Source organism: Cytobacillus massiliigabonensis (assembly GCF_900199725.1).
Classification (GTDB): Bacteria; Bacillota; Bacilli; order Bacillales; family Cytobacillaceae; genus Cytobacillus; species Cytobacillus massiliigabonensis.
The window spans coordinates 108,432-121,393 of sequence record NZ_LT904904.1 but is presented as its reverse complement, the minus strand read 5'-3'; the positions used below and the strand labels follow the sequence as shown (position 1 = coordinate 121,393).

The following is a 12,962-nucleotide window of genomic DNA, read 5'->3' as shown; positions in this document are numbered from 1 at the left end:
TAGCTAGTAATATCGAGAGTTTCAACCATGCGGCACTTTGCACAGGGACAATGCTAGTATTAAGTAGTCGACCTATTTATTTTTCAGAAAAATCTGATTCTAATGGAAAAGGGATATCATTTCAATGATATCCCTTTCTCTCTTTAATTAATTTTAAACTTTTCTACAATATCTTTTAGTTCATTGCTTAATTCCGTTAATTGTTCCGCTGATTCAGCAACTGACTGAAGTGCATGAAGCTGTTCATCTGTAGAAGCACTTACTTCCTCACAAGATGCGGCTGCCTGTTCTGCCATCGCAGCCATGCTATGAATGCCGCTTACTACATCTTCTTTACTCTCAGCAAGGTGAATCATCTCATTGCTTATATAAAGGATAGAGTTTCTCATTCTCTCAACAAGTTCGGATATGTTTTCGAAGCTTTGCTCCGTTTCACTTACCACTTCAGATTGCTGATTAAAGGTTTCCTTCGTCTTATTCATTGATTCAACAGCTTGTAACGCACCGTTTTGGATATCAGTAATAGTCAACTTCACTTCATCCGTAGCTACAACTGATTGCTCTGCAAGCTTCCTTACCTCTTCAGCTACAACTGCAAAGCCCTTCCCATGTTCGCCTGCACGGGCAGCTTCAATACTAGCATTTAAAGCTAATAGATTCGTTTGTGAGCTTATTTCTGTAATAGTAGTCATAACCTTTTCTATCTTTTCAATCTTATTTTCCAAATCAGTGATCACTTCTTCCATGGAGCCAAGGTATTCCCTTGATGTCGTAAATGATCCTTTTAAATGGCCAATTTGCTTGATTCCCGATTGATTAATATCATCAGCCTTTTCAGCTAGTGAAGTCATCTCAGTCGCTTTTTCGCTAATATCATTAATTTGATTACTTAGCTGACTAGACAATTGATTCGCTGATTCCGCTTCTGCAGCAGATTGCGTAGCACCCTTGGCAATTTCATTAATAGCAGCGGCCATTTCCTCACTAGAAGCATTTGTTTCTTCAGAAACAGCACTTAAACTTTCCGCAGATTCTTTCACATTATTAACAGATAGATTTACCGCGGTCAGAATCGACTTCATATTTTCTACCATCGTATTAAAATGACCGCTTAATTCACCAATCTCATCCTTAGAAGTTACATTTACTTTCACCATCAAATTTCCATCTGATACTTGATTAAATGCCTTTTTAAGCACTGTGAGAGGCTTTGTCAGCCCAACAGCAACAAAATAAGTAATGGCTATAGCGACTATAAGACCGATTATTGAAATAAGGACAATACTGTTTCTAATTTTTAGGGCTGTCACCATTAAATCCTTATCGGAATAGGCTGCGCCCACCTTCCACTCTGTATTTGGTACAGTATCAAAAACTAACTTCTTATCTGCACCTTCATACACGTACTCAATAACTCCGTCGCCCTTTTGATGCTCATACATTTCTTTAATAAATGAAAGGTCCATCAAGTTATTGCTTCTCTCTGTCGGATGGACGATTGCTGTACCTTCCCGAGAAAAGACAAAAGGATATCCATTGTATCCGATTCGTACAGAACTAATCATATTTGTTACATCAGTAAGCTTAATATCTAGTCCGATTACACCAATTACTTTAGATCCTTCTTTAATAGCATAGGAAGCCGTAACTACATATTCCTTTGTTGCCGCATCTTCATACGGCTCGCTCCATAATACTTGATCCGGATTTTCTACAGCTTTTTTATACCAATCCCGAGAAGTTGGATCGAAATCAGGTGGTAAATCAGCTTTTGGCATAATTTTTAAATCTTTATTCGCACTCGCTGCATAAATAGATGCAACATCTTTATTTTTATCAAGGAAATTAGTAAAATCTTTTTCTAATTCAATGTTTGCTTTTTCATTTTCAGCCGACTTAATATAATCCTTCACACGCTGGGATTCCGATAAAAATTGCATGTTCGAAGAATATTTTTCTAGAAATAATTGAAGTGAATTATTCATTTCAGCAACAATGCTCTTTGTTTGACCAACTACTTCTTTTTCAATTTCATGATCTGTCTGCTGATATACAAAAAAGCCAACTGTTAAAAGAACTGCAATAAATAAGCCAGAAATCAGTAAAATCAGTTTGCCTTTAATTGACTTTAACACGATGTTTTCCCCCTTTTTTAGACTAAATTTTTTTTGAACAATATCTTTGTATGTCCCTTAATTATGGAACTAATTCCCATGCGCCTCACATTTCGTTATTCCTATTCTCTTTCTCCCCTTATTCCATCAAAATAAGTAATCAGTCATTATTTCGACATAAATCTACATAGTTTTAATATTTTCATATAATTTTTTTCTGGATATTTGAAAGTTTTTTACACTTTTGGATATTTATTACACTTACACATTAGTGTAAATATTTATAATTTTCCACACACAAAAAAGACACCGAAGATTCGGTGTCTTTATAAAAATTATTCACCTGAAACATAAGGCAGTAATGCCATTGTACGTGCGCGCTTAATAGCAGTTGTTAATTTACGTTGGTATTTAGCGTTCGTACCAGTTACACGACGTGGTAAAATTTTACCGCGTTCTGAGATGAATTTTTTAAGAAGATCTACATCTTTATAATCGATGTGTGTGATTCCGTTTGCAGTGAAAAAGCAAACTTTACGACGTTTTGCACGTCCTCCTCTACGTCCTCCCATAGCCATGGATTTTTCCCTCCTTTATATTGTATGATAAAATAATCGGTTTTTAGAACGGCAGATCATCATCTGAAATATCAATTTGACCGTCATTGGCAAATGGATCTTTGTCTACACGTGTATATCCCTGATTATCTCGGTTGTACTGCGGTTGTTGATTCTGATTGTTGTTGTTCCCAAATGGGAAATCCTGTTCCCTAGGAGAGCCGTAGCCTGCGCTATCACTTCTATTACTATTGCTGTTGCGCGGTTCTAAGAATTGAACACTTTCAGCCTGAACTTCAGTCACATATACGCGCTTGCCGTCTTGGCCTTCATAACTGCGTGTTTGAATGCGTCCATCAACGCCTGCAAGACTTCCCTTTTTCAAGAAATTTGCTACGTTTTCAGCTGGCTTTCTCCAAATCACACAGTTAATAAAGTCTGCTTCTCGTTCGCCTTGCTGATTCGTAAATGTACGATTCACTGCAAGAGTAAAAGTTGCAACTGGCACTCCATTTGGGGTATACCGCAATTCTGGATCCTTTGTCAAACGTCCGACAAGAACAACACGGTTCATCATTAGAATCAACTCCTTCCAACCATTGTTCCACATGGAACATTTTGGTAAAGCAATCTATTATTTTTCGTCTTTAACAACGATATGACGGATAATGTCTTCGTTGATCTTAGCTAAACGTGTGAACTCATCTACTGCTTTTGCTTCAGCATTCACGTGCATTAATTGGTAGTAGCCATCGCGGAAATCATTGATTTCATAAGCTAAACGACGCTTACCCCATTCTTTAGAATCAGTCAATTCCGCACCGTTATCAGTTAAGATTGTGTTAAAACGCTCGATAAGAGCCTTCTTAGCCTCATCTTCAATGTTTGGGCGGATGATGTACATAATTTCGTACTTTCTCATCACTTTCACCTCCTTTTGGTCTAAACGGCCCGACTATACGGGCAAGGAGCAATTATTCATTACTCACAAGATGAAAGTATATCATATAAGTTCAACTTTTGCAATGCAGGTCCTCTTTACTTATCAGGCTAAGGTCTAATCAGCAAAAAACACTGCAGATAGAATCTGCAGTGTTTTTGATTTCGTTCATTATTAAACATTGAAACGGAAGTGCATAACATCGCCATCTCTAACGATATATTCTTTTCCTTCTAAACGTACTTTCCCAGCTTCCTTAGCTGCTGTCATACTTCCAGCAGTTAATAAATCGTCATAGGAAACAGTCTCAGCACGAATAAAACCCTTTTCAAAATCAGAATGGATCACGCCTGCACACTGAGGAGCCTTCATTCCTTGACGGAACGTCCAGGCACGAACCTCCTGCACACCAGCTGTAAAATAAGTAGCTAAGCCAAGCAGACTATATGCTGCACGAATTAACTGATCAAGACCTGATTCTTCAATTCCAAGCTCTTGAAGAAACATTTCCTTTTCTTCTCCTTCAAGCTCAGCAATTTCTGACTCAATCTTTGCACAAATAACAATAACCTCTGCATTATCTTTTTCAGCAAACTCTCTCACTTGCTTTACATATTCATTGGAGGAAGGATCAGCTACATCATCTTCGCCAACATTTGCTACATAAAGTACAGGCTTAATCGTTAACAAATGAAGCCCTTTTGCTACCTTCATTTGTTCTTCTGTAAATTCAACCGTACGCGCAGGCATGTCTGCTTCGAACGCTTCCTTTAATTTTTCAAGAATCTCCATTTCAAACATAGATTCTTTATCTTTTTGCTTCGCCATTTTCCCCACGCGAGCGATGCGCTTATCAACTGTCTCTAAGTCAGCCAAGATTAACTCTAAGTTAATAATCTCGATATCATCAATCGGATTTACTTTCCCAGATACATGTGTAATATTATCATCTGCAAAGCAACGGACAACTTGACATATAGCGTCCACTTCACGAATATGTGATAGAAATTTATTTCCTAGTCCTTCGCCTTTACTAGCCCCTTTTACAATTCCGGCGATATCCGTAAATTCAAAAGCAGTAGGAACTGTTTTTTTAGGTTGAACAAGCTCTGTTAGTTTGTTTAAGCGGTGATCCGGCACCTCTACGATTCCAACATTCGGATCAATTGTACAGAACGGATAGTTTGCAGATTCTGCTCCCGCCTGGGTAATTGCATTAAATAATGTAGACTTTCCAACGTTCGGCAATCCTACAATCCCAGCTGTTAAAGCCATTATTGCCACTCCTCTATTAAAAAATATCTATTAAAAATCATATCGTTTCATTCAGGTAATACCCTTCACAATTATAGAGATATAAGCGGGAAAAGACAAGCACTCGGCAAAACCATGACAGATGAACGTTATTCCTCGCCTTTCACAAGGATTTTTTTCATTTTACGTGCAAATTCCCTGCGGGGAATTAACACACTATGTGCACATCCCTCACATTTTATGCGGATATCTGCCCCCATCCGAATTACTTTCCAGCGATTCGTTCCACATGGATGTGCCTTTTTCATTTCAACAACATCATTTAAATTAAATTCCTTTTGCTCCACTGCTAACCCTCCCAAACGTAGTGCTCTTTTACTTTATTTAAGCTTAAATGAACAAAATTATCAAAGGCTACCTTCTATTAATTGTATATTCTTAAAAATCACAGGTCTTTTCACCTGGATTCCACTTTTCATTTAATCGGTACGTATACATTGCTAAATTCTTCCGTATACTGTTACTACTAATCGAAATGCGATAGCACCTCGTCCCCCGTCAAGCACAAGACGAGCCTCACGGAAAAGAGTTTTTTACCTTTCTGGGAGGGGTTGGCTTGTGAGCTCGAGGTCGAAACGCGACGTCCTGTACGTCTGAGGCGGTAATGTAGCTGGACAACATGAAAGTTCATAGATATCTGAGTTAATAGAAAAAGGGGTGGAACCAATGAATTTACGAAATAATCTGTTTGATAAAAAAGACGGTGCAGCGAGAATTCCTTATGACGAGACAAATGCAGCTGCGGATTTAGCAAAGGCAATTAAGCATCTATTGCCATCAGGGGTCACTAGCCGCCCAGTTGTCATTGTCTGCATCGGAACAGATCGCTCAACTGGTGATTCATTGGGACCACTTGTCGGAACATTGCTTGAAGAGAAAAAACTATCCTCTTTTTTTGTATACGGCACACTTGAAAATCCCGTCCATGCAGTCAATCTTGCCGATAAATTAGACGAGATAAAAAAGACTCATTTCAACCCGTTTATTATCGGAATTGATGCTTGCTTAGGCCGTTTGAAAAGCGTTGGAATGATTCAAGCTGGAGAAGGTCCAGTAAAACCTGGAGCAGGTGTAAATAAAGATCTTCCTGAAGTAGGACATATTCATATAACAGGAATTGTCAATGTAAGCGGATTTATGGAGTTTTTTGTTTTACAAAATACAAGGCTTCATCTTGTACTAAATATGGCTAAAACGATTGCTAATGGGATTTATAAAGCAAGCTTAGGATATGATTCCAGTCCAATTATATCTGCATTTAAATGGGAATCTGAAAAAGAACAGGATATTCAAGGCAGCATTGGAAAAGCATAAGCGCCTTGAACATCGCCGTACAAACTGGAGGGACACTTCCTTTCGCTAAAGAAAACACGGTGAGAGTAAGCAAATCGATGCTGACCATCGCAGGAAGGAGTCCTGAAGTTTGTACGGCGATAGTCTGCTTGCGCTCGACAATCCCAAAAATCATGGTAACTATTTGCTAAACATATAAACGATATAAATAAACGATTGTTACAATTATTCCTGTTACTAGAATAGCCGGAAGCAGATTTGCTACGCGAATTTTTGTTATTCCTGCTAAATTCAAACCAATAGCAAATATCATAACTCCTCCTGTAGCAGTCATTTCTGTAATAAAACTATTCATTAGCTCTGCTGGTACAAACCGATCAATTTGTGTGGCAAAAAGTGCAATCAATCCTTGATAGATAAACACAGGGAACGCAGAGAAAAGAACACCAATCCCAAGTGTCGTAGCTAATATTAATGCAGTAAATCCATCAATAATTGACTTCGTATAAAGCACATCATGATCGCCTCTTATCCCGCTGTCTAATGCACCAATAATAGCCATGGCACCGATGACGAAAATTAGGGTTGCTGTTACAAATCCCTGTGAAATACTGCCCTGATCATTTGAACCAAGCTTTTTTTCAAGCCAGTTTCCGAGTGCGTTAAGTTTATCCTCTAATGCAAAATATTCACCAATTACCGCACCGAAAACGAGGCTTAGAATGACAATTAAAAAATTTTCGCCTTTAAGTCCCATTTGCAGTCCGAGGACCATAACAGCGAGTCCAATTGCATACATGACGGTTCCCTTCATATTCTCAGGTATTCGATTAAGCCGCTTACCTATTAATGTTCCAATGATAATCAATAATCCGTTGACAAGTGTGCCTAGTAAAAACATCTTCTTCACCTTATTCAGTTTATTTCGAAAATCGAATATTTTTAAAATACACTAACATGTATTGGTCACTCTTTACAACCCTTTTTTTTAGTTTTATCTTTTTCAAAGCAAAATATATAAAAGAAAAAACCATCTATCTGATGGTTTAAAAGAACTACTTTTTCTCTAAAAGTTCTATAATTCTTTCTAAATCTTCCTTTGAAAAGAATTCTATTTCAATTTTCCCTTTATTCTTTGATTGCTTAATTGTCACAGTTGTTCCAAATCGATCTCGTAATGAGGACTCCCGTTCTTTAATAAAAATATCTTTTTGTTGTACCGGCTTTTTTGTTTCACGTGGAACATCATTCAACTGTTGAATAAGCTGTTCAAGCTGGCGAACATTTAGGTGATCTTTTATTGTTTTTTCTACAACTGCTTGGAGCTTATCCTTGTTTCTTAAGCCTAAAAGTGCTCTGCCATGCCCCATGGAAATTTCCCCATTGGAAATAAGCGCCTGCACTCTCGGAGGTAGGGATAATAATCGAATATGGTTGGCGATATGAGGTCTGCTTTTCCCAAGACGCTTTGCCAGTTCTTCTTGGGTTAGCTTCAGCTTTTCCATTAAAAGCTGATAAGCAGTTCCTTCTTCAATAGGCGATAAATCCTCGCGCTGTAGGTTTTCTAAGACAGCAAGCTCCATCATTTGCTGTTCGTTTAACTCTCTGACAACCACAGGAACAGTTTCGAGCTTCGCTTCCTTTGCTGCTCGGAAGCGTCTTTCACCCACAACAATTTCATAGCCTTTAATGCTTTTGCGTACAATGATCGGCTGAAGAATGCCATGTTCAATAATTGATTGCTTTAGCTCTTCAATTGCTTCCTTGTCAAATACTTTCCGTGGCTGATAAGGATTGGGCCGCAGCTCTTTCGTTCGAACTTCTTGAACCGTTTCTTCCTTCACGGTTTCCATGTTTGTAAAAAAAGCATTTAGTCCTTTTCCTAAGCCTTTAGCCATTCGAAACCACTTCCTTTGCCAAATCAATATATACTTCTGCTCCACGGGATTTAGGATCATACGTAATAATTGGCTCACCATGGCTTGGTGCTTCACTTAGACGAATATTTCGAGGAATAATCGTTTTATACACTTTATCTTGGAAATATTTTTTCACTTCTTCAATGACTTGTAATCCTAAATTCGTCCGTGCATCAAGCATGGTTAACAAAACACCCTCAATTTTCAGTTCATGATTTAAGTGTTTTTGAACGAGACGGACAGTATTTAATAGCTGACTTAATCCTTCCAATGCATAATATTCGCACTGAACAGGGATTATAACTGCGTCTGATGCAGTCAATGAGTTTAGTGTAAGCAAACCTAATGAGGGAGGACAGTCAATGATGATATAATCATAGTCTTCCTTAATCTCTTCCAATGCCCTTTTTAATCGTACTTCTCTAGAAATCGTCGGTACTAACTCTATTTCTGCTCCTGCTAACTGAATGGTTGCAGGAATTGCATATAGATTTTCAACAGAAGTTGGCATAATTACTTTAGAGGCTTCCACATCATCTACTAGCACATCATAAATACATTGTTCAACATCTGCCTTTTCAATCCCAACTCCGCTCGTTGCATTTCCTTGCGGATCAATATCAACGACCAGGACCTTCTTGCCTATGTATGCCAAACATGCACCAAGATTTACTGAAGTAGTTGTTTTGCCAACTCCGCCCTTTTGATTCGCAATGGCAATAACTTTGCCCACGATATCACCTACCTTCATCTTCTAATTAAGGTTATTAAAAGCATATATGTGAAAAATTTCAACGTTTGAGAAATGGAGAATCTGCCATTATCGAAAAATGACAATCACGTAATCTATTTTAACATGAAAAAGGATAGAGAATATTCTTTTTGTTAAAAATATGGAGAAGGAAAAATGTAGATATGTAAAAGCCTGTGGTGCACACACTCAGAAAGTGATCCAAAAGAACGATCAAAGTTCTGAACGCATACTCCACAGGCAGTATACTAATCCATATCAATAATTTATGAAAGCTATTTCTTCTTAGGAATTTTTATTGTGATTTGATAAAATTCATCAAATTCCTCTTCTTTGGAATCTAGATTAATCCCACTATCTGATACCATTGACAACGATTGGCGAATCGTATTGACTGCAATTCGCATATCCTTGCTGAATGCCTTTCTTTTCGGCTTTGGCTTTGAATGATTTTGTTCAAGAAGCCTAACTACACGATCCTCTGTCTGCTTAACATTTAGATTTTTTTCAATAATTTCTTCTAGCAATTTTACTTGTTTTTCAGGATTCTTCAATGGAATCAATGAACGGGCATGACGTTCTGTAATTGCTTTGCTTAATAAAGCATCTTGTACAGGCTGAGGGAGCTTTAATAGTCTGAGTTTATTTGCAACTGTAGACTGCCCTTTGCCTAGACGCTGAGCTAATGCCTCTTGCGTTAGATTATGCAATTCTAGAAGTTTTCCGTATGCTACCGCTTCTTCAATCGGAGATAGCTCTTCCCTTTGGAGATTTTCAATTAATGCAACAGAAGCTGTTTCCGTATCATTTAAATTTTTTACGATAGCTGGAACCTCGTCCCAGCCAAGCTTCTTCATTGCACGCCATCTACGTTCACCAGCAATAATTTCAAACTGGCCATTTTCGAATTCTCTTACAACAATCGGTTGAATAATGCCGTGTGTATGAATGGTTCGTGACAGTTCCTCAATTCGATCATCATCAAATACCGTTCTTGGCTGAAAACGGTTAGGAACAATAAGGTCAATGGGGATTTTTTTTACCTCTTCATATTCCCCAATCCTCTCTATATCCACTTGTTCTTCGATCTTTTCCGCTTCTACTTGCTCTCCCTTTTCGCCTAGGCCAAAAAAGCGTGAGAAAGAATGCTTCATCACCCTGCACCACCTTTACGAAACTCCCTATTACATATTCTCTATAAAAATGACAAGTCCTTCCGAAATATCAATATAACCTATTTTTCAGCACTGAAATTGTGAACATTGCTGCTCCTTTTACAAAACCTCATAGCTGTAACCCATTCATTATGCCATATTTCTATGAAAAACGTAACATTATTCAATTGGTGTTTTATTTGGTGTACCTGGCTTTCTTGGGTACTTTTTCGGAGTGGATTTTTCTTTTTTGATAATTAATATATTCCGCTCACTTTCTTCTTGTGGAAGAGTGAAGGAGTATGATTGATCAAGCTTGCCACCCAGGACAGCAATCGCCTTTTTCCCAGCATCTAATTCCTCTTTTGCACTTGCACCCTTCATAGCTATAAAAGTACCGCCAACTTTAACAAGCGGCAAGCAAAGTTCGCTAAGCACAGATAGTCGAGCTACAGCCCTTGCTGTAACTGCATCATAAGCTTCACGATGCTCCTTTTTTTGACCAAAGGTTTCTGCACGGTCATGGATAAATTGGACATTCTTCAAACCCAATTGATTTGAGAGATGCTCTAAAAAACCAATTCGTTTATTTAATGAATCGACGATAGTAACATGCAGTTCTGGAAAAGCAATTTTAATTGGCAAGCTAGGAAATCCTGCCCCAGCTCCTACATCACAAATATGTAAAGGCTCTTTAAAATCAAAATAAAAAGCAGCCGTTATCGAATCATAAAAATGCTTTAAATACACCTCTGGCTTGTCAGTAATAGCCGTTAAGTTCATTTTTTCATTCCATTCCACTAATGTAGAATAGTATGTTTCGTATTGTTGAAGCTGCTGAGGCGAAAGTATAATCCCCTTCGCACTCAGCATATCAATAAATTGTTCTATATTCATCGCCTAGTCCTTTCCAAATATCTCGCTCTATTCGTTTGAAACTCTTGCGATTCGCCCCTGCTCAATATAAATCAGCAAAATTGAAATATCTGCTGGATTTACACCAGAAATCCTTGAAGCCTGCGCAATGGATAAAGGCTGAACTTCTTTTAAATTATGCTTCGCTTCTGTAGCAAGTCCATTAATTGCATCATAATCGATATTCTCTGGAATCTTCTTATCTTCCATCTTTTTCAAACGTTCAACTTGCTGAAGGGATTTTTCAATATATCCCTCATATTTAATTTGAATTTCTGCTTGTTCTTCAACATCTGGATCCAGCAGCTCTTCACTAGGAACTAGCCTTTGAATATGTTCATACGTCATTTCTGGTCTTTTTAACAGATCAGAAGCCCGGATCCCATCCTTTAATTCACTTCCGCCTAGACTGTGAATTAATTCTTGAACTTCGGCAGTTGGCTTAATGATTGTTTTTTGGAGTCTTTTAATTTCGCCTTCAATCGATTGCTTTTTTGCTAAGAATTTTTGGTAGCGTTCTTCTCTAATAAGACCAATTGAGTAGCCCAATTCAGTTAAACGTAAATCAGCATTATCATGACGCAGCAATAAACGATATTCTGCACGTGAAGTAAGTAAGCGGTACGGTTCAGAAGTTCCTTTTGTGATAAGGTCATCAATCATAACGCCAATATAAGCATCTGAGCGGCTTAATATAACCTCTTCTTTTCCAAGTGCCTTTAATCCTGCATTAATTCCAGCCATTAGACCTTGTCCTGCTGCTTCTTCATAACCAGACGTGCCATTAATTTGACCAGCTGTAAATAAGTTTTTCACTTGTTTTGTTTCCAAGGTTGGCCATAGCTGAGTTGGCACAATTGCATCATATTCAATGGCATAACCAGCACGCATCATTTGCGCATTTTCTAACCCAGGTACACTTCTAATTAGCCGATGCTGAACTTCCTCAGGCAAGCTTGTAGAAAGGCCTTGAACATATACTTCCTGTGTATTTCTTCCTTCAGGCTCTAAGAAAATCTGATGACGAGGCTTATCATTGAAACGAACAACCTTATCTTCAATGGATGGACAATAACGCGGACCTTTTCCTTGAATCATTCCTGAATACATTGGTGACCGATGAAGATTGCTATTAATAATTTGATGTGTTTCTTCACTCGTATACGTTAACCAGCAAGGCAGCTGATCGGTAATATACTTTGTTGTTTCATAGGAAAACGCTCTTGGTGTTTCATCGCCAGGCTGAATTTCCGTTTTGCTATAATCAATGGTATGGCTATTTACGCGAGGAGGTGTTCCTGTTTTAAACCGGACTAAATCAAAGCCAAGCTCCTGAAGATGTTCAGACAGCTTAATAGAAGGCTGTTGATTGTTCGGACCGCTTGAATATTTTAATTCCCCTAAAATGATTTCCCCTCTTAGGAAAGTCCCTGTTGTAATAATAACTGTTTTAGAAGTGTAGACAGCACCCGTTTGGGTTACGACTCCTTTACAAACACCATCTTCTACAATTAATTTTTCGACCATTCCTTGAATGAGTGTCAAGTTCTCTTCTTCTTCAAGGATTTTCTTCATTTCGTGCTGATACATAAATTTATCAGCTTGTGCCCTCAAGGCACGGACAGCTGGTCCTTTTCCTGTATTCAACATCCGCATTTGAATATGGGTTTTATCGATTACCTTTCCCATTTCCCCGCCTAACGCGTCAATTTCCCGGACAACAATTCCTTTTGCCGGTCCTCCAACTGATGGATTACATGGCATAAAGGCAATCATATCTAAATTGATTGTCACAACTAATGTCTTTGCACCAAGACGTGCTGATGCAAGGCCAGCCTCACAGCCTGCATGACCTGCGCCAACAACGATGACATCATAATTTCCTGCTTCATATGGCATGATGCTGCCTCCTTTATTACATTTTATATATAGGACTGCCTATAAGGCACTTCCGCTTTTCTCTTGTCCAGCTCCTACGCATAGCCCCTCGAGGTCATAAGTCCAT

13 protein-coding genes are annotated in these 12,962 nt (G+C 38.3%); 1 reads left to right on the top strand and 12 read right to left on the bottom strand.

The window, feature by feature from the left end; genetic code table 11:
- Positions 1-143: 143 nt before the first annotated feature.
- From C1726_RS11955 to C1726_RS11930, 6 genes are all read right to left on the bottom strand, one after another.
- Positions 144-2,135 (bottom strand): methyl-accepting chemotaxis protein, encoded by a 1,992-nt coding sequence (locus tag C1726_RS11955; protein WP_102273365.1) that lies wholly within the window; start codon positions 2,133-2,135, stop codon positions 144-146.
- A gap of 314 nt (positions 2,136-2,449) precedes the next feature.
- Positions 2,450-2,686, bottom strand: coding sequence for a 30S ribosomal protein S18 (gene rpsR / locus C1726_RS11950; protein ID WP_053478822.1), 237 nt, complete (start codon positions 2,684-2,686; stop codon positions 2,450-2,452).
- Positions 2,687-2,735: 49 nt separating this feature from the next.
- A complete protein-coding gene (gene ssb / locus C1726_RS11945; protein WP_102273364.1) occupies positions 2,736-3,248 on the bottom strand; it encodes a single-stranded DNA-binding protein in 513 nt (170 codons plus the stop codon).
- A 57-nt stretch (positions 3,249-3,305) separates the two neighbouring features.
- On the bottom strand, positions 3,306-3,593 hold the full coding sequence (rpsF, locus tag C1726_RS11940) for a 30S ribosomal protein S6 (protein ID WP_057768004.1): 288 nt from the start codon (positions 3,591-3,593) through the stop codon (positions 3,306-3,308).
- 192 nt (positions 3,594-3,785) lie between these two features.
- Positions 3,786-4,886 (bottom strand): redox-regulated ATPase YchF, encoded by a 1,101-nt coding sequence (gene ychF / locus C1726_RS11935; protein ID WP_102273363.1) that lies wholly within the window; start codon positions 4,884-4,886, stop codon positions 3,786-3,788.
- 128 nt (positions 4,887-5,014) lie between these two features.
- Positions 5,015-5,212 (bottom strand): DUF951 domain-containing protein, encoded by a 198-nt coding sequence (locus C1726_RS11930; protein WP_057768006.1) that lies wholly within the window; start codon positions 5,210-5,212, stop codon positions 5,015-5,017.
- Between the two features lie 379 nt (positions 5,213-5,591).
- Between C1726_RS11930 and yyaC the strand changes: the two genes are divergently transcribed.
- Complete coding sequence (gene yyaC / locus C1726_RS11925) at positions 5,592-6,239, top strand: spore protease YyaC (RefSeq protein WP_102273362.1); 648 nt, start codon at positions 5,592-5,594, stop codon at positions 6,237-6,239.
- Positions 6,240-6,405: 166 nt separating this feature from the next.
- Here the strand turns inward: yyaC and C1726_RS11920 are convergent, their stop codons facing one another.
- From C1726_RS11920 to mnmG, 6 genes are all read right to left on the bottom strand, one after another.
- On the bottom strand, positions 6,406-7,119 hold the full coding sequence (locus C1726_RS11920; RefSeq protein WP_102273361.1) for a DUF554 domain-containing protein: 714 nt from the start codon (positions 7,117-7,119) through the stop codon (positions 6,406-6,408).
- Positions 7,120-7,273: 154 nt separating this feature from the next.
- Entirely contained in the window at positions 7,274-8,116 is an 843-nt protein-coding gene (locus C1726_RS11915; RefSeq protein ID WP_102273360.1) for a ParB/RepB/Spo0J family partition protein, read from the bottom strand.
- The gene (locus C1726_RS11910) at positions 8,109-8,870 is read right to left on the bottom strand and encodes a ParA family protein (protein ID WP_102273359.1); all 762 of its coding nucleotides are present in this window, start codon (positions 8,868-8,870) and stop codon (positions 8,109-8,111) included. Before C1726_RS11910 ends, C1726_RS11915 begins: the two co-directional genes overlap by 8 nt.
- 293 nt (positions 8,871-9,163) lie before the next feature.
- A complete protein-coding gene (gene noc, locus C1726_RS11905) occupies positions 9,164-10,042 on the bottom strand; it encodes a nucleoid occlusion protein (protein ID WP_102273358.1) in 879 nt (292 codons plus the stop codon).
- 180 nt (positions 10,043-10,222) lie between these two features.
- Positions 10,223-10,939 (bottom strand): 16S rRNA (guanine(527)-N(7))-methyltransferase RsmG, encoded by a 717-nt coding sequence (gene rsmG / locus C1726_RS11900; protein ID WP_102273357.1) that lies wholly within the window; start codon positions 10,937-10,939, stop codon positions 10,223-10,225.
- 27 nt (positions 10,940-10,966) lie between these two features.
- Complete coding sequence (mnmG, locus tag C1726_RS11895; protein WP_102273356.1) at positions 10,967-12,856, bottom strand: tRNA uridine-5-carboxymethylaminomethyl(34) synthesis enzyme MnmG; 1,890 nt, start codon at positions 12,854-12,856, stop codon at positions 10,967-10,969.
- Positions 12,857-12,962: the final 106 nt, after the last annotated feature.